We start from the raw sequence: 24,227 nt of genomic DNA on the forward strand, positions 1-24,227 counted from the left end.
CGCTACGTTTCAATATCTTCCCGGACGCTGCAGCGCCGGATCGAGACTATGAGGAGACCAAGATGAAAGCCAAACTCGGCATGTCGCCCATCGCCTGGTGGAATGACGACCTTCCGGATCTGAGCGACGACGTGTCGCTCGAGGAATGCCTGCGCCAGTCGCGCACCGCCGGCTTCACCGGCATGGAAAAGGGACGCCGTTTCCCCGATGACCCCGACGTGATGCTGCCGATCCTGCGCGCCGCCGACGTGACGCTGTGCGGCGGCTGGTTTTCCGGCACGCTGACCATCGAGGACCTGTCCGCCAACAAGGACCGCATTGCGCCGATGATCGAGCTGTTCAAGGCGGTCAACGCGCCCTGCATCGTCTATGGCGAAGTCGGCCTCTCCATTCAGGGCGACCGCTCCAAGCCGCTCGCCACCAAGCCGCGTCTTTCCGACGACGAGATGAAGGTCTATGCGCGCAAGGTGACCGAATTCGGCGAATGGTGCGCGGATCAGGGCATGCCGCTGTCCTACCATCACCATATGGCCGCCGTCGTGGAGACCGAGCCGGAACTCGACGCCTTCATGAAGAATTCCGGCGAAGGCATTCCACTGCTGCTCGACGCCGGCCATCTGGCCTTCGCCGGCGGCGACGTGCTGCGCGCCATCGATAATCACCATGCCCGCATCAACCATGTGCATGTGAAGGACATCCGCCGTTCGGTGGTCGATGGTCTTGATCGTTCCAAGCAGTCTTTCCTCGACGCGGTGGCGCTCGGCGCCTTCACCGTTCCGGGCGACGGTTCGCTCGATTTTGGCGCGATCGTCCAGCGTTTTGCCGATTGCGGCTATGAAGGCTGGTTCGTGGTCGAAGCCGAGCAGGACCCGAAGACTGCGCCGCCGCAGAAGATGGCGGAGATCGGTCATGCCGAACTGATGCGCGTGATGACGGCTGCGGGTTATACGGTGGAAACCGAAGGCTTTCCGAAAGGCTGAGCCCTCGCCCCGATCTGACAGACAGGAGTTATGACCATGCCGAAACTGCTGGTGAAACCGAAGGCAAGCCACGGCCTCATCCATGATGTGACGCCCGAAAGCGCGGGCTGGACCTATGTCGGCTTTTCGGTCTACCGGCTGAAGGCGGGCGAAACGGCCACCGAACAGACCGGCGACCGCGAAGCCTGCCTGGTCTGGCTGACCGGCAGGGGCAAGGCGACTGCCTCGGGCGAAGAGTTCGGCGAAGTCGGCGAACGCATGAGCGTGTTCGACGGCGCGCCGCATGCGCTTTACGTGCAGGCCGACTCCTCCTGGTCGGTGACGGCGACGACCGATCTTGAATTGGCCGTCTGCACGGCGCCGGGCGGCGAAGGCTTCAAGACCAGGCTGATTGCCCCAGGCGTGCATCCGCAATTCAGTCGCGGCAAGGGCTCCAATGTCAGGCACGTGACGAATATCATGCCGGAGGACGACGGCGCGGCGGCCTCTCTGCTGGTGGTCGAGGTCATCACGCCCTCGGGCAACACCTCGTCCTATCCGTCGCACAAGCACGACCAGGACGACCTGCCAAACGAGAGCTTCCTGGAAGAGACCTATTACCACCGCCTCAACCCGCCGCAGGGCTTCGCCTTCCAGCGCGTCTATACCGACGATCGCTCGCTCGACGAAGCCATGGCGGTGGAGAATGGCGATGTGACCCTGGTGCCTAAGGGATATCACCCCTGCGCCACCATCCACGGCTATGACCTCTATTATCTCAACGTCATGGCGGGCCCGAAGCGGGTGTGGAAGTTCCACAACGCCAAGGAGCATGAATGGCTGCTTTCCACCTGACTTGACATCCCGTCTCCCTGGCTCATCTCGATGGGCAGGAGATCGGATATGAAGGTGACGATCGAAGAGGCGCAATCCGATCTCGCCCGCCTTATCGAGCAGTCGGCCGAGACTGTGCAGGACGTGACCATTGCGGACGGCGACAGGCCGGTCGCGACCATTGTGGCTTGGCCGAAGAAGCGGAAGTTCCATCTGGGCATTCTCAAAGATCAGCTCAAAGGCGACGCGCCTGACTTTCTTGAGCCAATGAGCGAAGAAGAGTTGAGGCTCTGGGAAGGCGGTTGATGGCGTCTTACCTGCCGGATACCCATGTGTGGGCATGGGATCTGAAGATCGACCGGCAACCTCCCGCCCGAATTGTGGCGCTAATAGATGATGCCGACGATGTGTTTGTCAGCGTCATCTCCTTTTATGAAATCGCCCAGGAGGCAAGGCTCGGCAAATGGTCGTCGATGGCGCCGGTCGTTGCAGAGGGTCCCAGCGCGCTCAAGCGGCAGAATGGCAAGATCCTAGATCTGACATCGCCATAAGCCTGCGCGCCGGCCTGCGATTGGAACCATCGCGACCCGTTCGATCGCATGCTCGCCGCCACCGCGCTGGAGATGAGACTGCCCATTTTGTCCGCAGACACCGCGTTTGACGAGTTGTCGGCTCGGCCGTCCTGGCCTGGGCGCGTGTGGTAACGCTTAATCAACCATCATGGACTTGAAACCTGTGCCGCAATGGCCCAGTCGACCTCAAAATCACGCGCTTCGATAAAATTGTAGCAATCCGCTTGAACCTGCCTCAACCCGCCGATGCTATTGTCGTCTTCAACCAGAAAGGAGGATGACCATGCAGATCCGGGAGTTCAAGAATTTCAACGACGTTCTGATGATCCAGAATCCGAAGCGCAGCTTCAAGATGCATAAGATAGACCGTCCGGGCACCATCATCCCCGTCGCGCCGCATCTGCAGATCAAGAAGAAATACAACACCTTGATCGAGAGCATCTCCTGCGGCGGCGCGCTTTTGAATTTCAGTCCCTATATCGACCTGCCGCGCAATTTCTTCCTGGTGATCATGGGCTCTTCGGAGGAAATCGGTTCGACGATGGTGCGCCGTGAAAAAGATCGCATGATGATCAAATTCAACATGTTCCTCGACGCGGGCTATCTGCAGACGATCGTCGGCGGCGTGTCGATTGAGGAACTCGAGGCCATCTGAGCCAACTGCAAAGCGACGATATGCCCGGGCCGCCTCGCGCGGCCCTTATTCGTTGAAACGGGTGGATTTCGTCCAAAACTCCCGAATTCGCACAGCCCTGTCGCTTAAATCTGGATTCGTTAAAATTCTAAGACCGCCCTTGAGGCGGATTAAATGTTTGGGGTGGATTGTCGGGTCATGGAAACAAGGAGTGTGTCCATGGCTGTAGGCGCAGAAGCGACGATCAGCACTGTTCATGTAGAGCAGGGCCTGGAAGCAAAGAAATTCGAACGATTCATCGTCAATAGACCCGGCGTGGTCTATTCCGTCCTCCCCGGGCTGGCGGGCCTTTCCCCGCGATCCTGTCAGGTGGTGGACATCTCTCGCGGCGGCGCCTGCTTGCAGATGTTTACGACCATCGGCCTTCCCGATCACTATTATCTTTCCTTCTCGGGTCTGGCGATCCGCATCGGCTGCGCCGAGGTCCATCGGCTCGACGGACGCGTCGGCGTGCGGTTCATCAAGCCGCTGCCCGAGGGCCTGTTGTCGAAAATCGTGCGCGGCGATTTCATCGCCGGCGACAATCTTCCCGGACGCGTTCGTTTTCAATAGGGTGATCCCGATCATGAATCGGGGCTCCCACGCATATGTCGACCTTCGAATATTTCACGCCGCTCGTCCGAGATCTTCCGGCCACCATCCCTTTCGTGGGGCCGGAAGCCATCGAACGGAACCGCAATCTCCTCGTCGCGGCGCGGATCGGCGCCAATGAAAACGGCTTCGGCCCATCGCCGCGGGTGAAAGCGGCGATGGCGGCGGCGATCGACGAGAGCTGGAAATATTCCGATCCCGAGAATTTCGCGTTGCGCGAGGCGCTGGCGAACCATCTCGGCCTCGATCGGCATGAGGTCAATGTCGGCGAAGGCATCGATGGTCTGCTCGGAGAGATCGTGCGGATGACGATCGAAAAAGGCATGCCGGTGGTCACCTCGCTCGGCGGCTATCCGACGTTCAACTATCATGTGAACGGTTATGGCGGGCGGTTGGTGACCGTCCCCTACAAAGACGACAAGGAAGATCTCGACGGTCTTCTCGATGCAGTGAAGCGCGAAAAAGCGCCGCTCGTCTATTTCGCCAATCCCGACAATCCCATGGGCAGTTGGCACGACGCCGGGGCGGTTCTCGCTTTCGCCCGCGGCATTCCCGACGAGACCTTGCTGATCCTGGACGAGGCCTATGGGGAAACCGCCCCGCAAGGCACGCTGCCCGCCAATGAAGCGCTGCTCGACCGGCCGAACGTGATCCGCACCCGCACCTTCTCCAAGGCCTATGGGCTGGCCGGCGCGCGCATCGGCTATGTCATCGCCGCCCGCGGCACGGCCCAGGCCTTCGACAAGATCCGCAATCACTTCGGCATGAACCGTGTCGGCGTCGCTGGCGCGATCGCAGCGCTTGCGGATCAGGATTATCTCGCCGACACATTGGCGAAGATCGCCGCCGCCCGGGACCGCATCGGCATGATCGCCCGCGCCAATGGTCTTTCTCCCCTGCCCTCCGCGACGAATTTCGTGGCGATCGATTGCCATCGCGACGGAACTTATGCGCGCGCCATCGTCGATGGCTTGATGGAGGAAGGCGTGTTCATCCGGATGCCGGGCGTGGCCCCGCTCAACCGCTGCATCCGCGTCAGCGTCGGGCTGGTGAGCGATCTCGATCTTTTCGAGAAGGCGCTTCCCAAGGTTCTCGCGAAAATCGGCTGAACGCCGGCCAAAGAAAAAGCCGCGGGCGCTGGGTGAGCGGTCGCGGCTTCAATATCCTGCTGCGTAAACCGCAGTCTTGGTCTTCACGTCTTTTGTGATGAGCGGCATGCGAATGACGATCAGTGCATCGTCATCCATTCGCGGGCGGCGCGCAGGGCGCGGGCCAATTCCATCTTGGTCATCGACGGGGTCAGTTCGGCGCGCAGCATGGCGGCGCGTTCGGAGCCTTTGATCGCGGCGATGTTGAGCCATTTGTGCGCAGCGACCAGATCGATGTCGCAGCCCTGGCCCGTGGCGTACATCAGGCCCATGTCGCAGAAGATGTCGGCCTGGCTTTCGCCGCCCATAGCCGAATTCGAAATGTTCATGTCGTAACGCGCCATTGTCGTTGTCCCTGTTTAAGACGTTGTTTTCTTTTCACCCTGTTTTGCCTTGCATGAAGGCCGGACTGCGCTTGCCTATTCTTTTCGATCGCTCGGCGCTTTCCGTTTTTCGGCGGCGTTTACTGCCGTCCTTGTTATGGCTCTACTATGCCGGAGGGCTTTGAAAATTCGCCTAAAATGCATCCTTAATTTGCAGCAAACGAAATCCGAACAGCTGGTAAACTTATGTTTTCCTTAAGTATCCAACCGCCTGCGCTTCTCGGCGAATACGGAAAACTTTACGAAAATTTCAGCCTGCGGTTTTAATCGGCCCGTAACCATGGAAATCGATCGCGCGTTTTTGCAAGACGCGACTGCTGTTCAGTTTCCTGTTTTCTTCCAGGCAAATCGACGCTACCAATTCCGTGACGAGGCCTCTGGGACGGCCTTGCAGACTGGGAGGCATGGATGCGCAGATTTTTGACGGCACTTCTGATCATGGCGTCCGCGGGCGCGGCAATTGCGGCGGAACCGATCGAGGGCAACTGGAAAACCAAGAGCGGCGAAACCGCCGCGATCGCCAAATGCGGCGGCGCTTATTGTGTGACGCTGAAATCAGGAAAGTTTTCGGGCAAACGTATCGGCACGATGTCCGGAGCCGGCGCCGACTACAAAGGCGAGATCACAGATCCCGAGAACGACAAGACATATTCCGGCTACGCGACCGTGTCGGGCGCTTCCATGAAACTCAAGGGCTGTGTGATGGGCGTGCTCTGCAAATCGCAGACCTGGACCAAGCTCTGATCGAGTTCCTCATGCGAGGAGGCGGCCCCCCAGAGGGAGCCGCCTCTTTTGTCGTTATCGAGCGCGTTGGCCGAAGAGGACTTTCTGCGCTTCCTTGTCTTCGGCGAGATTGGCCTGGCGTTCCCGCTCTTCCTTGCCCACGGCAATGCCTCTCAATAGCGCGGGGCGCTGATGCAGGCGCTCGAACCAGGCTTTGAGATGCGGGAAGTCGTCGAGATCCTGACCTTGGTTCTTGTACGGGATCACCCAGCCGATGCAGGCCATGTCGGCGATCGAATAGTCGCCGGCGAGGTAATCGCGATCGGCGAGCCGCTTGTTCATCACGCCATACAGACGGTTGACCTCGTTGGTGTAGCGGTCGATGCCATATTGGATCTTTTCCGGCGCATAATTGCGGAAATGATGCGCCTGCCCGGCCATGGGACCGAGCCCGCCCATTTGCCAGAACAACCATTGGTCGACCTCGACACGGGCGCGTTCATCGGCCGGATAGAACTTGCCGAACTTCCGGCCGAGATATTGAAGGATGGCGCCGGATTCGAACACCGAGATCGGGGCGCCGCCAGGACCGTCATGATCAACGATCGCCGGCATGCGATTGTTGGGCGCGATCGCCAGGAAGGACGGCTCGAACTGCTCGCCCTTCGAAATATTGATGTATTTGATCTGGTAAGGGGCTTCGAGCTCCTCCAGCATGACGGTGATTTTCCAGCCGTTCGGCGTCGGCCAGTAGTAGAGATCGATCGGTGCGGACATGGGCGTCTCCTTCCTCTGTCTGACGATAGTTAGTGAGCCGGTTAATGGCCGGCAACCACTCTGAACCGAAAATGAACATGAAGGTCAGCGCGGGTTCAGTCACATCTGGTTAGAGTTTTCTCCATCGAAGACACGAATGGGATGAAGCCTGAGATGAATGCGATCATGATACGCCGCTTTGCGATCATCTGCCTCGGCGCCGCGCTTTTCGCGATTGGTTTGCAGATCGCGGTGGAAAATCATTCTCGCGCTCCGCATTTCGCCCAGTTCAATGTCGAAAGCTGCTCGAACCCGATGAACGCCAGCTGCGGAATTCGCTGAATCATCCTGCGCAATTGCCCTCATGCCGCGGCGCAGCGTGAAAAATTCGCGGGAATGACCGATCCGGGACTGTTCAACTGTCATAAACCGCCTTCTATTATGGCCTATGGCCAAGCGAATCCTTTCTTCCTCCATCCTGAACGTCATCTCTCCGGAGCCCTTTGAGCCGGCTTCCTTCACCACGGCCGATGAAGCCGTCGACGCGATTGCGTCGCTGTACGAACGCAACACGTCGTTTCTTCGAACCGCCTTCGAAAAGATCATTCAGGGCGGCGCCGCAGAAGGCAGATACCGCGCCTTCTACCCCGAGATAAGACTGGGAACGGTTCGCTACGATCATGTCGACTCGCGCCTGCCCTATGGTTTCCTGAGCGAGCCAGGCGAATATTCCACCACCATCACCCGCCCTCTCCTGTTCAAGCACTACCTCAAGACGCAGATCGGGCAGCTTCTGAAAAATCATGGGCTGCCGGTGATCGTCGCGGAATCGTCGACCCCTATTCCGCTGCATTTCGCCTTCGGCGAAGGCGCCCATATCGAAGCGTCGGTCGGCAGCACCATCGAGGCGCCGTTGCGCGACCTGTTCGACACGCCCGATCTTTCAACCACCGACGACGAAATCGCCAATGGCGAATATGAGCCACCGCCTGGCACGCCGAAGCCGCTCGCGCCTTTCACCGCCCAGCGCATCGATTACTCGCTGGCGCGGCTCAGCCATTACACGGCGACCAAGGCGGAGCATTTCCAGAATTTCGTGCTGTTCACCAATTACCAGTTCTACATCGACGAATTCTGCGCCTGGGCGCGCCGGCAGATGGCCGAAGGCGGCAACGGCTACACAGCCTTCGTCGAACCCGGCAATCTCGTCACCTATCCCGGCGAGGACGCGCCGAGCGAAGGCTCGCCCGCCCAGCGCCTGCCGCAGATGCCGACCTATCACATCAAGCGCAAGGGCCATGCCGGCATCACCATGGTCAATATCGGCGTCGGTCCCTCCAACGCCAAGACCATCACCGACCATATCGCCGTTCTCAGGCCGCATGCCTGGCTGATGCTCGGCCATTGCGCTGGACTGCGCAATTCGCAACGCCTCGGCGACTACGTGCTGGCGCATGCCTATATGCGCGAAGATCATGTGCTGGACGACGACCTGCCGGTCTGGGTGCCGATCCCGGCATTGGCGGAAATCCAGCAGGCGCTGCAGGATGCGGTGGCCGAGGTCACCGGCTATGACGGCTACGAGCTCAAGCGCATCATGCGCACCGGCACGGTGGCGACGATCGACAACCGCAACTGGGAGCTCCGCGACCAATCCGGACCCGTCAAACGCCTGTCGCAAGCCCGCGCCATCGCGCTCGACATGGAATCGGCCACCATCGCCGCCAACGGCTTCCGCTTCCGCGTACCGTACGGAACATTGCTCTGCGTATCGGATAAACCGCTGCATGGAGAATTGAAACTGCCGGGCATGGCGACCGCCTTCTACAAGAGCCAGGTCAGCCAGCATCTCAAGATCGGGCTTCTGGCGCTTGAGAAACTGTCGGCCATGTCGCCCGAAAAGCTGCATTCACGCAAATTGCGCAGCTTCTTCGAAACGGCCTTCCAATGACAAAGCAAGAAGACGACCGGCTGTACAGCGATCCGCGGCTCGTCGACTTCTACGATCTCGAAAACGGTTGGGGACAAGATACGCGCTACTGCGCGGAACTGGCCCGCGCCGCCGGCTCCGTGCTCGATTTCGGATGCGGGACCGGATTGTTTCTCGCCGGCATCGCCGACGGCAGGCCCATGGTCGGCGTCGATCCCGCGTCAGCCATGCTGGAAGTGGCGCGGCATCGGACGAATGGCGAGCAGGTTCGCTGGGTCGAAGGCGACATTCGCAGCATCCGGCTGGGCGAGCGCTTCGATCTCGTGACCATGACCGGACATGCCTTTCAATGCTTGCTGACCGATGCCGACGTAAAGGCGGCGCTCGCCACCATCGCGGCGCATCTCACGCCATCGGGGCAATTCATTTTCGACAGCCGCAACCCCGCCCGCCGCGAATGGGAGGGCTGGACGCCAGAGGCGTCACGTCGGACCGTGGCGCATCCTGATTTCGGCAAAGTCGAAAGCTGGAACGACGTCACCGTCGATGAAGAGACCGGGATCGTCTGCTATGAGACCGCCTATCGTCTGGCATCGGGCGAGACACTCTCGTCCCGCTCGTCGATCCGTTTCATCGATCAGGCGCATCTCGCGGGCCTGATCGCCCGCGCCGGACTCGTGATCGACGTCTGGCTGGGCGACTGGATAGGCGCGCCGTTTGAGCCCGGCTGCAAGGAAATCATACCGTTGGGTCGATTGGCTTGAGGCTGGCGTCCGCCGGGGCGATCACCTTCAATTCTCCTGGATGAAGACGAATTTCGACATCGCGCGGCAGTTTCATCAACTCCCCGTCGAGTACGAAATTGGCGGCTCGATAGAGTTTGGGGAAATGCAGGTCGACAGACTGCGCTTTCATTTCGGTGATGGCGGGATTGGCCTTCAACCGTCCGCGCAGCACATCGACCGCCAGTCCCACAGCGCCGGCGGGATCGAGCGGATCGGCGATATAGAAACCGAGATGACCGGTCTTGACGTCCTCGGCAACCAACAGTCCATTCTCGCCGAAGGGGTTGTTGGACACCGAAATCGCCGAAACCATGCGGTTTTCACGATGGCCGTCGGCATCGAACTCGATCTCGAAACGCGGCGGGTTGAGCACCGCGCCGACCGCCGCGCGGACATTGGCGGCAATCTTGCCGGCGCGCGAGCCATAGCTCATCTGGTTGCGATAGCGCACCATGCGCGCATGCATGCCGGCCGAGAATTGATGCACGAAAGCGCGGCCGTTGACGCTGCCGATATCGGCGTCGTCGACGACGCCGTCGGCGAGAACGGGCAGGACCTGCCAGATATCGAGCGGCAAGCGCAGCGTACGGGCGAACAGGTTCATCGTGCCTGCCGGAATGACGCCGAGCGGCTTGCCCGCTTTCCAGGCGATGCCCGCGGCCGAGGAGATCGTGCCGTCGCCGCCGCCGGCGATGATCGCATCGACATCGTCACGGCCGGCCGCCTTCTCCAGCGCGGCGCCGACATCCGACCCTTCGACGACCACCGTTTCAAGAACATGGCCGCGCTCGGCGAAGATCTCCGCCATTTTCGCTTCATAGGCCTTCATATCCGTGGTCCGGAACGTTCCGCCGTCGCGGTTGAGAATGGCTTTGATCTTCACGCGTCATCTCCCGTGTGGTCAGCAGGATATAGGCTTGTTTTCCGCGTTTTTTAGGAGCGGCCGGCTCAGTAACGCGCAGAACCGACTTTTGATCATTCTCATTTTCATTTGCGCCGCAAAATCGCCTTTACCGCAATGCAAAACCTCTATTATATTACTATAACTCATCATCGGACGGCCTGAATCGTCTGCGCCGCTTCCATTCTCGACATCCGGGTCCCCAAACCCCTTCAGACGGATCTTTACCGTGAGCGACGCTGTTTGCACCGATACGATAGCAATACCCGAAGAGGCGCGTGCGCTGACGCGCTTCCAGATCGCCTTGGTGATCCTGGCGCTCGCCTGCGGCGGCTTCGGCATCGGCACCGGCGAATTCGCCATCATGGGCCTGCTTCCGGATGTCGCCAGAACCTTCGCAGTTACAACGCCGGAAGCGGGTTACGTGATCAGCGCCTATGCGCTCGGCGTGGTGATCGGCGCGCCGCTGATCGCGATTCTCGGCGCCAAGTCTTCGCGCCGCTCCCTGCTCCTGGTGCTGATGAGCGTCTTCGCCGCCGGTAATCTCGCCAGCGCGGTCGCGCCTGATTTCTGGAGCTTCACCGCGCTGCGTTTCCTCTCCGGCCTTCCGCACGGCGCCTATTTCGGCGTCTCCGCCCTGGTCGCGGCGTCGCTGGTGCCTGTTTACATGCGCGCACGCGCCGTCGGCTACGTGATGCTCGGATTGACGGTGGCGACGCTGGCCGGCACGCCGGTGATGGCGCTGTTCGGCCAGTATCTCTCCTGGCGGGTGCTGTTTTTCGCTGTCGGCGGCATCGGCGCGCTGACCGTCACCCTCATCTGGCTCTATCTGCCGCGCGACCGGCCGGCGGCAGGCGCGAGCGTCTCCCGCGAACTCATCGCCTTCACCCATCCGCAGGTGCTGCTCACCCTGACGCTGGCCGCCACGGGTTTCGGCGGCATGTTCTCGATCTTCAGCTATATCGCCGGCACCGCCACGGAAGTGGCGCTGATGCCCGCCACGATGATCCCGGTGATCATGGTTCTGTTCGGCGTCGGCATGAATGTCGGCAATGTCGTCGGCTCAAAACTCGCTGACATGTCGCTGATGGGCACGATCGGCGGCATGTTGGTGTTCAATGTGGTGGTGATGACCGTGTTCGGCCTGACCGCCGCCAATCCCTATCTGCTCTGCCTGTCGGTGTTTCTGATCGGCTGCACCTTCGCCGCCGGGCCGGCTGTGCAGACACGGCTGATGGACGTCGCCGCCGACGGCCAGACGCTGGCCGCAGCGTCGATGCATTCGGCCTTCAATGTCGCCAATGCGCTGGGCGCTTGGCTCGGCGGCCTGGTGATCGCCTATGGCTATGGCTATGCCGCCACTGGCTATGTCGGCGCCATTCTGTCCTTCTTCGGCCTGTTCGTCTTCGGCGCCTCCTGGCTTCTCGAAAAACGGGCGGCGCGCTGAGGCGCCGTTTTATACCTCCGGCAATTTCAGCGGTCCGTTCGCCTTTACGGTGCGGATCGCGAAATTGGATCGGATATCGGTGACCTCCGGCAGCGTCAGCAGTTGCTCGGTCAACAGCCGCTCATAGGCGGCGAGATCCTCCACCACCACTTCCGCCAGAAAATCCGCCTCTCCCGAGATCATGTGGCAGGCAACGACCTCAGGCAGCGCCAAAAGCGCATCCTGCAGATTGCCGGCATTCTCCCGGCTGTGGCGGATCACCTTGAAGAACACGAACACCGTCAATTCCAGGCCCACGGCACGGCGGTCGATATCCGCCCTGTAGCCACGGATCACGCCGGCCTTTTCCAGCGCCCGGACCCTCCTGAGACAGGGAGATGGCGAGAGATTGACCCGCGATGCGATGTCGACATTGGTCATGCGCGCATCCTCCTGCAGGGCGTCGAGGATCGAGAGATCGAAGTCATCCAGTTTTGGCATAGTCCACCAATTATCCACCAGCGGACGCAATATCCTGCGCCATAGCCTTAATTTCAAGTCACAAGTCGCAAGGACATGCGCGACCGCGCTGGTTTAGTGTCCGAGCCTTGACGGTCGGGGCTAGGAGCGAGCGGATGACGATGGCGGCGGATACGGCGAAAACGAGTGAAATCTCGCCCTTTACGGGCCGCCTCGCAGCGCTGGCGGTGGTGGCCATCTGGGCGGCGTGGCTGGTGTCGACGCGACATGGAACCGTCTCGTCGCTCAAGGCCGTCGATCTCAGCTTGCTACGCTACGGCATTCCGGCGTTGATCCTCGCGCCGGTCTGGCTCAGGACAGGTCTCTGGCCGAAGGCCACGCCGAAATGGCCGCTCGTGTTGATGATCCTGGGCTCCGGCGCGCCCTTCTTCCAGATCGTGGCCGTGGGCATGCGGGCGACGCCTGCCTCTGCCGCCGGCGTCCTGCTGCCGGGCGTGATGCCATTGGCGACAGCGCTGATCGGCGTGGCGATTTATCGCGAACGCCCCGACCTGATGCGCTGGTTCGGCATGGGCGCCATCGCGCTCGGCGGGCTGGTGATGCTGACGTTGGGCGTCGGCGAAGTCGAACTCGGCTGGAGAAGCTATCTGATCCTGCCGTTCTGCGCGACGCTCTGGGCAATCTTCACCCATGCTTTCCGGCGCTCCGGCCTGACGCCGCTCGAAGGCGGCGCGCTCGTCTGCGTCTGGTCGACGCTGATCACGCTGGCGCTGATCCCGTTTCTCGGCGTTCGCCTGTTTTCAGCCCCGCTCGGCGAAATCGGATTGCAGGTGTTGACGCAGGGCGTCTTGTCTGGCCTCTGCGCCACCCTGCTCTATGGCTACGCGATCCGGGCCTTGGGCGGCACGCTTGCCGCCGCCTTTACCGCGGCGACGCCAGCGGCCGCGGCTGTCGGCGGCGGCTTGTTGCTGGGCGAGCAGATCGGCGCGGCGACGATCGCCGCAGCCGTCATCACCGGTCTCGGCGTGGTGCTCTCGACCGGGCTTCTGTCTCGACGTCAGGCCTGAATGACCACGACCTTGTCGCCGGTGGAGACACGGCTGTAGAGATCGATGACGTCGTGGTTCAGCATGCGGATGCAGCCCGACGACATGGCGTAGCCGATCGATTGCGGCTGGTTGGTGCCGTGAATGCGGAAGTGAATGTCGTTGCCGCCGCGATAGAGATACATGGCGCGGGCGCCGAGCGGATTGTTCGGGCCGCCCTTCATGCCGCCGGCCAGCGGGCCGTATTTCGCCGGTTCGCGGCGGATCATGTTTGCGGTCGGCGTCCAGGTCGGCCATTCGGCCTTGCGGCCGACATAAGCGTTGCCGCGCAGCTCCAACCCTTCGCGGCCGACGCTGACGGCGTAACGAATCGCCCTGCCATTGCCGAGCACATAATAGAGACGACGGGCGGGCGTATCGACCACGACGGTGCCGGCAGGCTGGCTGGTGGCGTAATCGACCTCCGTGCGACGCAGTTCCGGCTTGATCTTGTCCAGCGACATGGCGGGCAGCGGATAAGGCTCCGTCGTCTGCGCGCCGTAATTGGCCTTGTCGTTGGAGTGATTGGTCTGGCAACCCGCCAGAAGCGCCGATGCGCCGAGAAGGAACGCCCGCCGAGAAACCGCCATCGAATTGAGTCCTTAATGCCCCGTTGATGCCGCAGACATTAGGAAGATTATGGTTAATGGAGCGTAAAGCAGCGTCGCAAAAGTTAACGATCGTCAGGATTTTGCCGCAAACCAGGGCGGTCCGTTCCATGATACAATTCGGCGTCGGCCGCCAGCCGTTGACCGCTCCTGCGGTCGTCGGACGGTTCGGATCCCATCAGGAATGCCGACATGCCGACGCTCAGGAAAAGAAGCGTCGAGAGCAATACCCGCAACGCGTTGACGCGCTCGTCGCCACCACCGCAGGCGGCATAGAAGTCATCCTCACCCTTCCAATTCGCCGCCATCGTCAGGTTCGCCCAGAAGGCCATACGCGGATCCATGTCTTCGCCCTCGCATTTTTTCGATGACGCTGGTCGAATGCGAGAGGCGAGTTTCGACAGCTTGGCCGCACGACGTCGCAAAAATAGTTTCTCTTTCCCGCCTTTTGCTGTCGAAATGCCCTCGCGCCATTCGACCAGTCCGCCATCAACCAACCGAGGAACCGAACGATGAAATATCTGCTGCAAGTCTGGCTGCCTGACGGCGTCTTCGATCACATGCCGCAAGACGAGAAGGACAAGCTCGACCGGGACTCGCTTGCCCACGACGTCATGCTCAAGGAACAAGGACATTTCATCGCCGCAGAGCCCCTGCTCGGGCCTGAGACAGCCGTTTCGATCCGACACGGAAATGGCGAGATTTCCATCACCGACGGTCCGTTCTGCGAGACCCGCGAGCATCTCGGCGGTTTCCTCGTCGTCGAGGCACGCGATCTCAACGAGGCGATCCGATTGGCGAGCGCCGTGCCGGTCGGACGATATGGCGGCATGGAGGTGCGCCCGATCTTCGATCTCGAAGCGCTGGTGGCTGCGCAAACTCGGGCAGCCGGATGACGATGGACGACGGCATCGACGCCATCTTTCGTCAGCATTCGCGAAAAGCGCTGGCAAGCCTGATCCGGTTGCTGGGCAGTTTCGACCTGGCGGAAGAAGCGCTGCAGGACGCCTTCCTGCAGGCGGCGAGGCAGTGGCCGGAGAAGGGGCCGCCCGACAATCCCCTCGCCTGGCTGGTGTCGACGGGACGGTTTCAGGTGATCGACAGACTGCGTCGTCACAAACGGTTCGGCGAATTGACGGCTGATGTGACGGACACACTCTACGGAAGCGGAACAGTCGAGATGCAGGATGAGCCGGAATTGCTCGCCGATGACGAACTGCGCCTGATTTTCATCTGCTGCCATCCCGCCCTTCAGCCGGATGCGCAACTGGCTCTGGCGCTGCGCGAAGTCTGCGGGCTGAAGACGGAAGAAATCGCCCGCGCCTTCCTCGTCTCCGCGCCGACCATCGCCCAGCGCATCGTGCGCGCGAAGAAGCGCATTCGCGAGTTGGCTCTCCCCTATGACGTGCCGGACGCCGCCGCGCTGCCGGCGCGGCTGTCAGTCGTCCTGCATGTCATCTACCTCCTGTTCAACGAAGGCTATGCGGCGTCGAGCGGCGCGGACTTGATGCGGCAGGATCTCGCCGAGGAGGCCATTCGTCTCAACAGGCTGCTGATCGGACTCTTGCCGGGGCCCGAGGTTCTGGGGCTTGGGGCGTTGATGCTGTTCCAGCACGCCCGCGCGCCGGCGAGGCGCGGCGCCGATGGAGACCTCGTCCTGCTGGCGGACCAGGATCGACGCCTCTGGCGACAGGATCTCATCGCCGGAGCGACCACGCTTCTCGAACGCGCCTGGGCGAGCGGCGAAGTCGGGGCCTATACGCTGCAGGCGGCCATCGCGGGCGTGCATTCCACGGCGACATCCAGCGAAGAGACGGATTGGCGTCGCATCGTCGGGCTCTATGACCTCGTGCTGCAGGCGGCGCCCTCGCCGATCGCGGCGCTCAACCGCGCCGTGGCCGTCGCCATGGTCGATGGTCCGGCTGGCGGCCTGGCGCTGGTCGATCGCTTGCTGGAGACGGGAGAGCTCGGCGCCTATCATCTGGCGCATGCCGCCCGCGCCGATTTCCTCCGCCAGATCGGCGATATCGCTCAAGCGCGGCAAGCCTATCAGCAAGCGCTGTCGCTCGCCAAGCTGGAGCCGGAGCGCCAGTTTCTGGCGCACCGCATCCGGGAGCTCGGTTAGGCGCCGGTGCCATCACATATTCGGATAGACCGGCCCCTCGCCGCCCTGCGGCGGCACCCAGGTGATGTTCTGGTTGGGGTCCTTGATGTCGCAGGTCTTGCAGTGCACGCAGTTCTGCGCGTTGATCACGAAAACCTTGTCTCCGTCCTTCTCCACCCATTCATAGACGCCGGCCGGACAGTAGCGGCTGGAGGGACCGGCAAAGACGTCAAGCTCGGACGACTTCTGCAGCGCCGGATCTTTCAGCCGCAGATGGATCGGCTGGTCTTCCTCGTGATTGGTGTTGGACAGGAACACCGAAGACAGACGGTCGAAGGTCAGCACGCCGTCGGGCTTGGGATAGTCGATCTTCTTGTGCTTGGCGGCAGGCTCCAGCGAGGCGGCGTCGTTCTTGCCATGCTTCAGCGTGCCGAAGAAGGAGAAGCCGAACAGCTGATTGGTCCACATATCGAGACCGCCGAGGCCCACGCCGATCGCCGTGCCGAACTTCGACCAGAGCGGCTTGACGTTGCGAACGCGCTTGAGATCCTTGCCGATGTCGCCCGCGCGCCATTCGTTTTCGATCTCGACGATTTCATCATTGGCGCGACCATTGGCGATCGCCTCCGCGATCTTGTCGGCGGCGAGCATGCCGGAGAGCACGGCGTTATGGCTGCCCTTGATGCGCGGGACATTGACGAACCCGGCCGAGCAGCCGATCAAGGCGCCGCCGGGAAAGCTTGTCTTCGGCACAGACTGGTAGCCGCCTTCGGTGATGGCGCGAGCGCCGTAGGAGATGCGCTTTGCGCCCTCAAACACGCCGCGGATCGCCGGATGCGTCTTGAACCGCTGCATCTCTTCGAACGGGAAGAGGTAGGGATTCTTATAGTTCAGATGCACGACGAAGCCGACGGCGACCTGATTGTCTTCGAGATGATAGAGGAACGATCCGCCGCCGGTTTTCATGTCGAGCGGCCAGCCGAAGGAGTGCTGCACCAGGCCCGGTCTGTGGTTTTCCGGCTTGACCTGCCAGAGTTCCTTGATGCCGATGCCGAACTTTTGCGGCTCGCGATCCTTCGAGAGGTCGTATTTGGCGATCATCTGCTTGGCGAGCGAGCCGCGCACGCCCTCGCCGATCAGCGTATATTTGCCGAGAAGCTCCATGCCGCGGGCATAGTTTCCTGTCGGCTCGCCGTCGCGGCCGATGCCCATGTCGCCGGAGGCGACGCCGCGCACCGCGCCGTTCTCGTCATAAAGCACTTCGGTGGCGGCGAAGCCCGGATAGATCTCGACGCCGAGTTCTTCCGCCTTGGTCGCCAGCCAGCGACAGACATTGCCGAGCGAGACGATGTAATTGCCATGATTGTTCATCAAAGGCGGCATGAAGATGTTGGGCAGGCGGATCGAGCCCGCCGGCCCCAGAAACAGGAAATGGTCGTCGGTGACAGGCGTCTTGAACGGATGATCCGCCTCTTCGCGCCAGCCCGGCAGCAGCCGGTCGACGCCGATAGGATCGACCACCGCGCCCGAGAGGATATGGGCGCCGACTTCCGCGCCCTTCTCCAGCACCACGACCGAGAGATCGGGATTGACCTGCTTCAGCCTGATGGCCGCCGACAGACCCGCAGGCCCCGCGCCCACGATCACCACGTCGAATTCCATGCTCTCGCGTTCGGGCAATTCCATATCGCTCATTTCAAAAACTCCGGCCGGGCGCGCAAATTGGTCGAAGACTTGTGTCAAATCCGCAAAACCTTGTCGAGCCAGCAAACGACATAAGCCTATCTCATTTGCTCATACCTTACTTTGACGTAAACGTAAATTATCGGACAAAAAAATGTTAGAAGAATTGCTGCCATGAACCTGTATATCAATAGGGTCGCGCCAAATCTGGGAACATGGGGAAATGTTTGAGGTTCAACGTCGCCAACGGCTTTTGCATCGAGATGGCAGTCGACGCGATAACAGCATCTACAAGATCTACGCCGTGGCTCGGTCCATAGCGGCGAAGATATTCACCCGCGCGCAAGGAAATATCGAGATCCACGGGCACGCAGACCATTTTCTCAAACAGCGCGCGGAACAGCGTTTCCTCCGACGTCTTGCGGACGCCACGCATCACTTCCACGACAGTCAGCATAGAGATGGCGGGACGCTCATTCTGGTGTAGGAGAAAATTGAGAACGGCTTGGTTGCCCCGGGAAACATCAATCAGAATGCAACTGTCGACAATCATGCGCCGTCGGCTCTTGACATTCGCTCGACGAGTTTTCGCCGCTCCTCGATGGTTTGTCGGTCCAGGTCATCATGATCCCGCCAGACGCCGAAAACGGCCTGAAGCGCAGACCTCCACTCCGCTGAACCGTCATTTTCTGTCGCGTTTATCTTATCGGCGCCGTCTCGGCTTGCAGTCGTACTGGCCATGCGGAAGATCCTCCGTGTCCTTCGCGCGAAGGTAGTCGCGTTCAGGCTCAGCGTCAAATTCCCATTGCCATCCCCCTGCCCCTGTGGCATGAGGCGCGCCTTCCGCTGCGGCGCAGCATTTCCCATTCTCGATGGAGTTTTCAGATGGCGACCGCGCTCGGCCTGGATTTCGGCACCACCAACACCGTGCTCGCGGTCAAGGAAGGCGACGGCTCGCGCTCGCTGTCCTTCGACAGCCTCGCCGGCCACACCGACAGCATGCGCACCTGTCTGTCCTTCATGAAGGATGGTCGTCTCGGCGCGTCCAAGCTGGATGTCGAAGCGGGCGCCGCGGCGATCCGCGTCTTTGTCGACAATCCCGGCGACGTGCGTTTCCTGCAGTCGATCAAGACATTTGCCGCCTCGCCCTTGTTTCAGGGCACGATGGTCTACGCCAAGCGCTTCAGCTTCGAAGACCTGATGGAGACCTTCCTCAACCGTTTGCGCGATTATGCCGGCGCGGCGCTCGACAGCGGCATCAGCCGCATTGTCGTCGGACGGCCGGTCAAATATGCCGGCGCCAATCCCGATGAAGGCCTGGCCGTCACGCGCTACAACGAAGCGCTGGGCCGTCTCGGTTTTCCGGAGGTGCATTTCGTCTACGAGCCCGTCGCCGCCGCCTTCTTCTTCGCCGAAAAGCTGAAGCGCGACGCCACCGTGCTGGTGGCCGATTTCGGCGGCGGCACCACCGACTACTCCGTCATCCGTTTCGAGACGTCTGCGGGCCGGCTGACCGCGACGCCGCTCGGCCATTCCGGCGTCGGCGTGGCCGGCGACCAGTTCGATTACCGCATCATCGACAATCTCGTCTCCCCGGTGATCGGCAAAGGTTCGAAATTCAAGAGCTTCGACAAGATCCTCGATGTTCCGACCAATTATTACGCCAATTTCGGTCGCTGGAACCAGTTGTCGATCTTCAAGACGCTCAAGGATTTCCAGGATTTGAAGGGGCTGGTTCGCGCCTCGCTTGAGCCGGAAAAGCTCGAAGCCTTCATAGACCTGATCGAACAGGACGAAGGCTATCCGCTCTATCAGGCGGTGTCGCGGACCAAGATGCGCCTGTCGGAGGAGGAAGAGACCGAATTCTTCTTTGCGCCGCTCGGCGAAAAGAGCCGCCGCATGGTCAAGCGCACGGATTTCGAAGGCTGGATCGCCGACGACCTCAAGGCGATGGAAACCGCGCTCGACGACGTGCTGACCAAGACCGGCATGGCGCCCGAGGCGATCGACAAGGTCTTCCTCACCGGCGGCACCTCCTTCGTGCCGGCGGTGCGCCGCCTGTTCGAAAACCGCTTCGGCGCCGAGCGCATCGAAAGCGGCGGCGAACTCCTCTCCATCGCCCATGGCCTCGCCCTGATCGGCGAGCGTGAGGACGCGGCGGATTGGGCGGCGCTTTAAGCGGGGCGCTTGCCGCTCGCAAATAAATGCAGTGGGTTGCAAGCATTGGCTTTCAGTATGATTGAATAATGGATTGTGTCTCTACGCATTCAAAACACATAAAGACATAGATCATCCCGCAATCAGCAATTATAAATTCATCATTCAATGAATCCAACTGGGCATAGAATCTCATTTTTCTCCCACATTCCATGCACGCAGGATACTCCTCACCCTGAAGGAAATCTGGCTTGCCGCCCAGCCTATTTCGGTCTCCGACACCGCCTCCTGCCCATTGAAATTTTTCTAGTTTTGCCGCCTCATCATTTAGGGGGACAAGCGATAACTTAAATGGCGGAATCTCCCGCATTCCTATTCTTCTTCCGTAGGTATCCAAATCAACAGGTCAGGAGATGGTCGCACAAAAGCGCTCTTGGGTTTAGCCCTAAAAAGAACTCTTACGGCATCCACGATAGAGCGATTATGCCAGTGAAGCTCTGAACATTTTTGTCGAGGTGTGATGTAATCCGTTGCGCGATTTCGAGGAGGAATAACTTTTCAAACTCAGAATCTCAGGACAAAATCGCCACAAAAATGAGGTGTATTATTAATATGAACCCGAGCGCGGCGACATCCAGGGATCCAACGTTTGTTGCCCCATGTTGTGAGATGATTTCCGAGACCGAGCTTTTATTGGCGGTTCCCGGCGCCGTGGCGAATACAAAACCATATGATCCGCTTTATGGGAACCATTTCTATTCCCCTCCATCCGACATGGAAAAATCACTTTCTTTGGGATTTTGTTTCCGGAGGAGGACAAAATGATGGTCAAGCTATCCTCATCTACAATTTGATCGAGAAAAAATTCGGGGAAATGGAGGGGCCAGTATATTTTTTCGAGCCCTATCGACAGATTACATTTGCGGTCAAATGCGTTAGCTTTAAATCTGGAATGCTAACCAGATTTCTGCAGTTCGCGAATTATTCTCAGCATGTCATTGCAATAAAACCCAGCGCAAAACTGGCTTTGTATTTCGATGCACGGCTTGAATTTTGCATATATTCACGGGATGCTATATTGCATCCGTCACCCTTTCCGGGGGTGAGTGATCAGGAATTGATCGATTTTTTCAAGAATGATCTACCATTTCCTTCAGATGACATGTTTCAGGATGACCTAGATCACATCCGTCGGCAAATCTTGCCGAACTGCCTGGAACACGGACTGATATAGGGAACCGCCGGCCGCCTTTGGTTGAATATCAGCGCTGCACAGGCAAAATGGGTGGAACTCTGAAGGCTAGGGCGGAGCTGTGACCGCCCTTGCTGCAGGTTGTAGAGCGAGCTATAGCCGTGCCGAAATTTAGAAACTTGCGGGGCGAAAAATGTTGAAAGAAGCCTTTTCGGTTATTCGAAAATACGGTGCGATTTACTGGACTTTCATGGCCTTCATGGTCGGCGCCAGCTATGCCCGCGATCTCGGACTGGTAGACCAGTCCATCAATTTCGGGACCACAATGCTTTGGGTCATCCTTGCCGAAGTGGTCGTCTGGGCGATTGTGTTTTCAGAAAATGGCGTTTTGCCGCCTCTGACCCGCTCCGCCAAAACGCCTTTCAAGGGCTTTTATGCCGGCTTTCTCCTGAAGGCCGTCGTGCTTCTCGGAACTCCGATGATCATAACATTGGGCCTTGGTTTCACGATTTTCGATGTAACACCCGCGAACAGAGATCTGCTCGTGGTGTTTGTCCTCGTCGTATCCGGCATCCTGACATTGTTATTGTTCAGCGCAGCAGCCACCTGGCTTCCCGCTTCGATCAAGGGCGAGCGCAGCGGTTTCGGCGATGCCTTGGACCGCACTCGCTTTACATTCTGGGCCATATTCGCACGCGCGGCCCTCGGCAATCTTGCTTTCATCGGAGCGACGTTGGGCGCCGCCGTGTTGGGTTCGCAGATCGACAAACACGTTCCGGCAACACGCCTGATCGGTGGGCCGTGGTCCATGACCACATGGATCCTTGTTGTGGTGGTATTCTGGTTCAACGCCCTCCTCGTCACCTATCTCTCCGTCGTCATCTCCCGCGCCTATCTCCGCGCGGAACAAATCCTAGAGTCCACCCGCTACGCGTCGGCTTCGCCGATGGACGGCGCGGACGGAATAGCCTAAGCAGCCGCCGGCGCGCTACAATCGGCGGCTGCTACGGAGCCTTGACGTGACCAACAGCCTCAAATCGATTTCCAGCCTGCTTCTCACGATCTTCATCGTCATGACCGGTTTCGGGCTGGGCGGCTATATCGTGCAGTTGCGCGCGCTCGGAGAGGGCTGGACGGCCTATGACATTTCGCTGATCGGGGCGGTCTATTCGCTCGGCTATACGCTGTCGTCCTTCGTCACGCCGCGCTTCATCCGCCGCACCGGCCATGTGCGGGTGTTCTCGGCCTATATCGCGCTGATGTCGATCTCGATCCTGCTCTGCTCGCTCGAACAAACGCCCCTCTGGTGGATGCTGTTTCGCGGCCTGTTCGGCTTCGCCATCGCCGGCGGCTACATGATCATGGAGAGCTGGATCAACGAGAAGGCCACCAATGAAAATCGCGGCCTGATGTTTTCGGTCTATATGGTCGTGGCCATGGGCGGCTCGATCGCCGGCCCCTATATCGCGGCGCTCGCCGATCCCATGACAACGGTGCTGTTCATCGTCGCCGCGATCCTGTTTTCCGTGGCGATCTTCCCGATCGCGCTGTCCTCCAGCACCTCGCCCTCTATCCCCACCGAAGCGGGTTTCGATCTCAAGGGCCTGTGGACGCGCTCGCCGGTCGCCTTTGTCGGCACCTTCATCGCCGGCGTCATCTCGGCGGCCTGGGTGAATTTCTCCGCCGTCTACGCCAAAATGAGCGGGCTCAGCGAAACGGGTGGGGCCAATCTCATCGCCGCCGTCATTTTGGGCTCGGTGGTGGCGCAGTTCCCGCTCGGCCGCATTTCCGACCGCATGGACCGCCGGCTGGTCATGGTCGGCTGTGGCGCTTTCGGCATCGTCGCGGCGCTCGCCATGGCGGCGTCGTCAGCCTCGCCCTATTTCGTCTATCTCTCGGGCTTCCTCGCCGGCATGGTGATCTTCCCGATCTATTCGCTGAATGTCGCGCATGCCAACGATCTCGCCGAGCCCGGCGAATATGTGCGGATCTCCAGCGGCATCACTGTGCTCTACGGATTGGGCGTCGTCGTCGGCCCACTGGCCGCCGGCCAGGCCATCGCCTTCGGCGGCGCGCCGGGCCTGCCGATGCTGCTGGCTCTGTGTTTCGCGCTCTACGGCGCTTATGCGGGGCTTCGCTTGCGGCAGCGTCCCGCCGTCATCCCGCCGTCGGACGTTTGACGCCGCGGCGGCTTTCCCGCCAGATGATGAACACGCCGGAGCCGATGATCACGGCGGCTCCCAGATACAGGGAGCCGCTGAGCGTTTCCCCGAACAGCAAATAGCCCACCGCCGCCCCGCCGATGATTGACGTATACTCGAAAGGCGCGATGGTCGAGACGTCGGCGTAACGGTAACTCTCGGTCAGAAGGATCTGCGCCACCCCGCCGAAGAAACCGGCCCCCATCAGCATCAGCGCCTGCTCCCAACTCATCGCCGGCCAGCCAAAGGGGATGGTCAGAAGCGACAGCAAGGTCGCCGACAGCGAGAAATACAACACGATCGTCGGCGTATTCTCGGTGCGCACCAACTGCCTGACCTGCACCATGGCGAGCGCCGCCAGCGCCGCGCTCGTCAAGGCTGCGATCGCGCCCGCAAATTCTCCGGCGCTCATCCGCCCCGATGTGAACAGATCGAGTTTCGGCCAGAGAATGATCATCACCCCCAAGAACCCCACAGCCACCGCGCTCCAGCGATAGGCCCGGACTGTCTCCCCCAGAAGCACGGCGCCTGCGATGACGGTGAACAGCGGCAACGCATAGCCGATGACGATCGCCTCCGGCAGCGGCAGATGCACCAACGCGTAAAAGCCGAATGACATCGATATAACGCCAATAAAGCCGCGCTTGAAATGGCCGAAGGGGTTGTCGGTGCGGAAGGCCGAGAGAAATTCGCCGCGCATCGCCAGCCAGGCTAGGATTGCGGGCATGGCGAAGAGGGATCGAAAGAAGGTGATCTCCCCGGTCGCCAACCCCTTGCCGCCTTCCTTGATCAGGATCTGCATGCAGAGAAACAGCACGATCGACAGCAGCTTCATCGTGATGCCGCGCAGCGGATTGGTGACGGTCTTGTCCATGGGATTCGGCTCGGCAGGGCTTGAGTTTCCCACTTGCGCTCATTCGACGGCCAAGACAAGACGTCGACGGGCAAAATAGCGGCGGCTGCGATCATCCCGCCCCAAGAATGATCGCATACGATCGACTGCAAGACAAAGCTG

The 24,227-nt window shown here is 60.3% G+C and carries 29 protein-coding genes; 18 read left to right on the plus strand and 11 right to left on the minus strand.

Annotated elements, in window-relative coordinates:
- Window positions 1–62: 62 nt before the first annotated feature.
- The 7 genes from iolE (at window position 63) to OCK01_RS08165 (ending at window position 4,759) form a co-directional block, all read left to right on the plus strand.
- Window positions 63–980: a myo-inosose-2 dehydratase gene (gene iolE / locus OCK01_RS08135; RefSeq protein WP_263823313.1), complete on the plus strand. Its 918-nt coding sequence runs from the start codon at window positions 63–65 to the stop codon at window positions 978–980.
- A 36-nt stretch (window positions 981–1,016) separates the two neighbouring features.
- Window positions 1,017–1,814, plus strand: a complete 798-nt coding sequence (gene iolB, locus OCK01_RS08140) for a 5-deoxy-glucuronate isomerase (protein WP_263823314.1) — start codon at window positions 1,017–1,019, stop codon at window positions 1,812–1,814.
- A gap of 48 nt (window positions 1,815–1,862) precedes the next feature.
- The gene (locus OCK01_RS08145) at window positions 1,863–2,099 is read left to right on the plus strand and encodes a type II toxin-antitoxin system Phd/YefM family antitoxin (RefSeq protein WP_263823315.1); all 237 of its coding nucleotides are present in this window, start codon (window positions 1,863–1,865) and stop codon (window positions 2,097–2,099) included.
- Complete coding sequence (locus OCK01_RS08150; protein WP_263823316.1) at window positions 2,099–2,344, plus strand: type II toxin-antitoxin system VapC family toxin; 246 nt, start codon at window positions 2,099–2,101, stop codon at window positions 2,342–2,344. The genes OCK01_RS08145 and OCK01_RS08150 overlap by 1 nt, the downstream gene beginning before the upstream one ends.
- Before the next feature lie 298 nt (window positions 2,345–2,642).
- Complete coding sequence (locus tag OCK01_RS08155) at window positions 2,643–3,020, plus strand: hypothetical protein (RefSeq protein ID WP_263823317.1); 378 nt, start codon at window positions 2,643–2,645, stop codon at window positions 3,018–3,020.
- Window positions 3,021–3,218: 198 nt separating this feature from the next.
- Complete coding sequence (locus tag OCK01_RS08160; RefSeq protein ID WP_182826796.1) at window positions 3,219–3,611, plus strand: PilZ domain-containing protein; 393 nt, start codon at window positions 3,219–3,221, stop codon at window positions 3,609–3,611.
- Window positions 3,612–3,646: 35 nt separating this feature from the next.
- The gene (locus OCK01_RS08165) at window positions 3,647–4,759 is read left to right on the plus strand and encodes a pyridoxal phosphate-dependent aminotransferase (RefSeq protein WP_263823318.1); all 1,113 of its coding nucleotides are present in this window, start codon (window positions 3,647–3,649) and stop codon (window positions 4,757–4,759) included.
- Between the two features lie 119 nt (window positions 4,760–4,878).
- Here the strand turns inward: OCK01_RS08165 and OCK01_RS08170 are convergent, their stop codons facing one another.
- On the minus strand, window positions 4,879–5,142 hold the full coding sequence (locus tag OCK01_RS08170; RefSeq protein ID WP_137154091.1) for a sel1 repeat family protein: 264 nt from the start codon (window positions 5,140–5,142) through the stop codon (window positions 4,879–4,881).
- Between the two features lie 447 nt (window positions 5,143–5,589).
- Here OCK01_RS08170 and OCK01_RS08175 point away from each other — a divergent pair, with 447 nt between their 5' ends.
- The gene (locus tag OCK01_RS08175) at window positions 5,590–5,925 is read left to right on the plus strand and encodes a DUF2147 domain-containing protein (protein WP_182826798.1); all 336 of its coding nucleotides are present in this window, start codon (window positions 5,590–5,592) and stop codon (window positions 5,923–5,925) included.
- Between the two features lie 54 nt (window positions 5,926–5,979).
- Here OCK01_RS08175 and OCK01_RS08180 read toward each other — a convergent pair whose 3' ends face one another.
- Together OCK01_RS08180 and OCK01_RS08185 are read right to left on the minus strand one after the other, a co-directional pair.
- Window positions 5,980–6,681, minus strand: coding sequence for a glutathione S-transferase N-terminal domain-containing protein (locus OCK01_RS08180; protein ID WP_263823319.1), 702 nt, complete (start codon window positions 6,679–6,681; stop codon window positions 5,980–5,982).
- A gap of 99 nt (window positions 6,682–6,780) precedes the next feature.
- Window positions 6,781–7,086, minus strand: a complete 306-nt coding sequence (locus tag OCK01_RS08185; protein ID WP_263823320.1) for a hypothetical protein — start codon at window positions 7,084–7,086, stop codon at window positions 6,781–6,783.
- A 22-nt stretch (window positions 7,087–7,108) separates the two neighbouring features.
- Between OCK01_RS08185 and OCK01_RS08190 the strand changes: the two genes are divergently transcribed.
- Together OCK01_RS08190 and OCK01_RS08195 are read left to right on the plus strand one after the other, a co-directional pair.
- Complete coding sequence (locus OCK01_RS08190; protein ID WP_263823321.1) at window positions 7,109–8,611, plus strand: AMP nucleosidase; 1,503 nt, start codon at window positions 7,109–7,111, stop codon at window positions 8,609–8,611.
- On the plus strand, window positions 8,608–9,354 hold the full coding sequence (locus OCK01_RS08195) for a class I SAM-dependent methyltransferase (protein ID WP_263823322.1): 747 nt from the start codon (window positions 8,608–8,610) through the stop codon (window positions 9,352–9,354). The genes OCK01_RS08190 and OCK01_RS08195 overlap by 4 nt, the downstream gene beginning before the upstream one ends.
- Here the strand turns inward: OCK01_RS08195 and OCK01_RS08200 are convergent.
- On the minus strand, window positions 9,329–10,258 hold the full coding sequence (locus OCK01_RS08200; RefSeq protein ID WP_263823323.1) for a diacylglycerol/lipid kinase family protein: 930 nt from the start codon (window positions 10,256–10,258) through the stop codon (window positions 9,329–9,331). The two genes, OCK01_RS08195 and OCK01_RS08200, sit on opposite strands and share 26 nt — an antisense overlap.
- Window positions 10,259–10,532: 274 nt before the next feature.
- Between OCK01_RS08200 and OCK01_RS08205 the strand changes: the two genes are divergently transcribed.
- Entirely contained in the window at window positions 10,533–11,723 is a 1,191-nt protein-coding gene (locus tag OCK01_RS08205) for an MFS transporter (RefSeq protein ID WP_263823545.1), read from the plus strand.
- 9 nt (window positions 11,724–11,732) lie between these two features.
- Here the strand turns inward: OCK01_RS08205 and OCK01_RS08210 are convergent, their stop codons facing one another.
- Window positions 11,733–12,203: an Lrp/AsnC family transcriptional regulator gene (locus tag OCK01_RS08210; protein ID WP_263823324.1), complete on the minus strand. Its 471-nt coding sequence runs from the start codon at window positions 12,201–12,203 to the stop codon at window positions 11,733–11,735.
- Window positions 12,204–12,343: 140 nt separating this feature from the next.
- Here OCK01_RS08210 and OCK01_RS08215 point away from each other — a divergent pair, with 140 nt between their 5' ends.
- Window positions 12,344–13,249 carry a DMT family transporter gene (locus tag OCK01_RS08215; protein WP_263823546.1) on the plus strand — a complete coding sequence of 302 codons (906 nt, stop codon included), beginning with the start codon at window positions 12,344–12,346 and terminating at the stop codon, window positions 13,247–13,249.
- Here the strand turns inward: OCK01_RS08215 and OCK01_RS08220 are convergent.
- Together OCK01_RS08220 and OCK01_RS08225 are read right to left on the minus strand one after the other, a co-directional pair.
- Window positions 13,240–13,857 (minus strand): L,D-transpeptidase, encoded by a 618-nt coding sequence (locus OCK01_RS08220; RefSeq protein ID WP_263823325.1) that lies wholly within the window; start codon window positions 13,855–13,857, stop codon window positions 13,240–13,242. The genes OCK01_RS08215 and OCK01_RS08220 overlap by 10 nt on opposite strands.
- Window positions 13,858–13,940: 83 nt before the next feature.
- Complete coding sequence (locus tag OCK01_RS08225) at window positions 13,941–14,405, minus strand: hypothetical protein (protein ID WP_263823326.1); 465 nt, start codon at window positions 14,403–14,405, stop codon at window positions 13,941–13,943.
- Between OCK01_RS08225 and OCK01_RS08230 the strand changes: the two genes are divergently transcribed.
- The gene (locus tag OCK01_RS08230; RefSeq protein ID WP_182826805.1) at window positions 14,388–14,771 is read left to right on the plus strand and encodes a YciI family protein; all 384 of its coding nucleotides are present in this window, start codon (window positions 14,388–14,390) and stop codon (window positions 14,769–14,771) included. The genes OCK01_RS08225 and OCK01_RS08230 overlap by 18 nt on opposite strands.
- 2 nt (window positions 14,772–14,773) lie before the next feature.
- A complete protein-coding gene (locus tag OCK01_RS08235; protein WP_263823547.1) occupies window positions 14,774–16,000 on the plus strand; it encodes an RNA polymerase sigma factor in 1,227 nt (408 codons plus the stop codon).
- Between the two features lie 12 nt (window positions 16,001–16,012).
- Here OCK01_RS08235 and OCK01_RS08240 read toward each other — a convergent pair whose 3' ends face one another.
- The gene (locus OCK01_RS08240) at window positions 16,013–17,674 is read right to left on the minus strand and encodes an electron transfer flavoprotein-ubiquinone oxidoreductase (RefSeq protein ID WP_263823327.1); all 1,662 of its coding nucleotides are present in this window, start codon (window positions 17,672–17,674) and stop codon (window positions 16,013–16,015) included.
- 175 nt (window positions 17,675–17,849) lie between these two features.
- Window positions 17,850–18,215, minus strand: a complete 366-nt coding sequence (locus tag OCK01_RS08245) for a type II toxin-antitoxin system VapC family toxin (protein WP_263823328.1) — start codon at window positions 18,213–18,215, stop codon at window positions 17,850–17,852.
- 332 nt (window positions 18,216–18,547) lie between these two features.
- Here OCK01_RS08245 and OCK01_RS08250 point away from each other — a divergent pair, with 332 nt between their 5' ends.
- Window positions 18,548–19,840: an Hsp70 family protein gene (locus tag OCK01_RS08250; protein WP_263823329.1), complete on the plus strand. Its 1,293-nt coding sequence runs from the start codon at window positions 18,548–18,550 to the stop codon at window positions 19,838–19,840.
- Window positions 19,841–19,892: 52 nt separating this feature from the next.
- Here OCK01_RS08250 and OCK01_RS08255 read toward each other — a convergent pair whose 3' ends face one another.
- The gene (locus OCK01_RS08255; RefSeq protein WP_263823330.1) at window positions 19,893–20,189 is read right to left on the minus strand and encodes a hypothetical protein; all 297 of its coding nucleotides are present in this window, start codon (window positions 20,187–20,189) and stop codon (window positions 19,893–19,895) included.
- 360 nt (window positions 20,190–20,549) lie between these two features.
- Between OCK01_RS08255 and OCK01_RS08260 the strand changes: the two genes are divergently transcribed.
- From OCK01_RS08260 to OCK01_RS08270, 3 genes are all read left to right on the plus strand, one after another.
- On the plus strand, window positions 20,550–21,053 hold the full coding sequence (locus tag OCK01_RS08260) for a hypothetical protein (RefSeq protein ID WP_263823331.1): 504 nt from the start codon (window positions 20,550–20,552) through the stop codon (window positions 21,051–21,053).
- A 151-nt stretch (window positions 21,054–21,204) separates the two neighbouring features.
- On the plus strand, window positions 21,205–21,984 hold the full coding sequence (locus OCK01_RS08265; RefSeq protein ID WP_263823332.1) for a hypothetical protein: 780 nt from the start codon (window positions 21,205–21,207) through the stop codon (window positions 21,982–21,984).
- A 46-nt stretch (window positions 21,985–22,030) separates the two neighbouring features.
- Window positions 22,031–23,191 (plus strand): MFS transporter, encoded by a 1,161-nt coding sequence (locus OCK01_RS08270; protein ID WP_263823333.1) that lies wholly within the window; start codon window positions 22,031–22,033, stop codon window positions 23,189–23,191.
- Here OCK01_RS08270 and OCK01_RS08275 read toward each other — a convergent pair.
- Window positions 23,169–24,086, minus strand: coding sequence for a DMT family transporter (locus tag OCK01_RS08275; RefSeq protein WP_263823334.1), 918 nt, complete (start codon window positions 24,084–24,086; stop codon window positions 23,169–23,171). The genes OCK01_RS08270 and OCK01_RS08275 overlap by 23 nt on opposite strands.
- Window positions 24,087–24,227: the final 141 nt, after the last annotated feature.

The organism is Rhizobium sp. TRM95796 (assembly GCF_025779995.1).
Classification (GTDB): domain Bacteria; phylum Pseudomonadota; class Alphaproteobacteria; order Rhizobiales; family Rhizobiaceae; genus Rhizobium_E.

What these genes read in the sequence shown, in the direction of transcription:
- OCK01_RS08255 (WP_263823330.1), bottom strand. Translation starts at nt 20,189, where the DNA reads ATGCGGGAGATTCCGCCATTTAAGTTATCGCTTGTCCCCCTAAATGAT.
- OCK01_RS08170 (WP_137154091.1), bottom strand. Translation starts at nt 5,142, where the DNA reads ATGGCGCGTTACGACATGAACATTTCGAATTCGGCTATGGGCGGCGAA.
- OCK01_RS08155 (WP_263823317.1), top strand. Translation starts at nt 2,643, where the DNA reads ATGACCATGCAGATCCGGGAGTTCAAGAATTTCAACGACGTTCTGATG.
- iolB (WP_263823314.1), top strand. Translation starts at nt 1,017, where the DNA reads ATGCCGAAACTGCTGGTGAAACCGAAGGCAAGCCACGGCCTCATCCAT.
- OCK01_RS08165 (WP_263823318.1), top strand. Translation starts at nt 3,647, where the DNA reads ATGTCGACCTTCGAATATTTCACGCCGCTCGTCCGAGATCTTCCGGCC.
- OCK01_RS08235 (WP_263823547.1), top strand. Translation starts at nt 14,774, where the DNA reads ATGGACGACGGCATCGACGCCATCTTTCGTCAGCATTCGCGAAAAGCG.
- OCK01_RS08240 (WP_263823327.1), bottom strand. Translation starts at nt 17,674, where the DNA reads ATGAGCGATATGGAATTGCCCGAACGCGAGAGCATGGAATTCGACGTG.
- OCK01_RS08160 (WP_182826796.1), top strand. Translation starts at nt 3,219, where the DNA reads ATGGCTGTAGGCGCAGAAGCGACGATCAGCACTGTTCATGTAGAGCAG.
- OCK01_RS08190 (WP_263823321.1), top strand. Translation starts at nt 7,109, where the DNA reads ATGGCCAAGCGAATCCTTTCTTCCTCCATCCTGAACGTCATCTCTCCG.
- OCK01_RS08265 (WP_263823332.1), top strand. Translation starts at nt 21,205, where the DNA reads ATGTTGAAAGAAGCCTTTTCGGTTATTCGAAAATACGGTGCGATTTAC.
- OCK01_RS08215 (WP_263823546.1), top strand. Translation starts at nt 12,344, where the DNA reads ATGGCGGCGGATACGGCGAAAACGAGTGAAATCTCGCCCTTTACGGGC.
- OCK01_RS08150 (WP_263823316.1), top strand. Translation starts at nt 2,099, where the DNA reads ATGGCGTCTTACCTGCCGGATACCCATGTGTGGGCATGGGATCTGAAG.
- OCK01_RS08220 (WP_263823325.1), bottom strand. Translation starts at nt 13,857, where the DNA reads ATGGCGGTTTCTCGGCGGGCGTTCCTTCTCGGCGCATCGGCGCTTCTG.
- OCK01_RS08275 (WP_263823334.1), bottom strand. Translation starts at nt 24,086, where the DNA reads ATGGACAAGACCGTCACCAATCCGCTGCGCGGCATCACGATGAAGCTG.
- OCK01_RS08230 (WP_182826805.1), top strand. Translation starts at nt 14,388, where the DNA reads ATGAAATATCTGCTGCAAGTCTGGCTGCCTGACGGCGTCTTCGATCAC.
- iolE (WP_263823313.1), top strand. Translation starts at nt 63, where the DNA reads ATGAAAGCCAAACTCGGCATGTCGCCCATCGCCTGGTGGAATGACGAC.
- OCK01_RS08250 (WP_263823329.1), top strand. Translation starts at nt 18,548, where the DNA reads ATGGCGACCGCGCTCGGCCTGGATTTCGGCACCACCAACACCGTGCTC.
- OCK01_RS08210 (WP_263823324.1), bottom strand. Translation starts at nt 12,203, where the DNA reads ATGCCAAAACTGGATGACTTCGATCTCTCGATCCTCGACGCCCTGCAG.
- OCK01_RS08195 (WP_263823322.1), top strand. Translation starts at nt 8,608, where the DNA reads ATGACAAAGCAAGAAGACGACCGGCTGTACAGCGATCCGCGGCTCGTC.
- OCK01_RS08260 (WP_263823331.1), top strand. Translation starts at nt 20,550, where the DNA reads ATGATCCGCTTTATGGGAACCATTTCTATTCCCCTCCATCCGACATGG.
- OCK01_RS08180 (WP_263823319.1), bottom strand. Translation starts at nt 6,681, where the DNA reads ATGTCCGCACCGATCGATCTCTACTACTGGCCGACGCCGAACGGCTGG.
- OCK01_RS08245 (WP_263823328.1), bottom strand. Translation starts at nt 18,215, where the DNA reads ATGATTGTCGACAGTTGCATTCTGATTGATGTTTCCCGGGGCAACCAA.
- OCK01_RS08185 (WP_263823320.1), bottom strand. Translation starts at nt 7,086, where the DNA reads ATGACAGTTGAACAGTCCCGGATCGGTCATTCCCGCGAATTTTTCACG.
- OCK01_RS08175 (WP_182826798.1), top strand. Translation starts at nt 5,590, where the DNA reads ATGCGCAGATTTTTGACGGCACTTCTGATCATGGCGTCCGCGGGCGCG.
- OCK01_RS08145 (WP_263823315.1), top strand. Translation starts at nt 1,863, where the DNA reads ATGAAGGTGACGATCGAAGAGGCGCAATCCGATCTCGCCCGCCTTATC.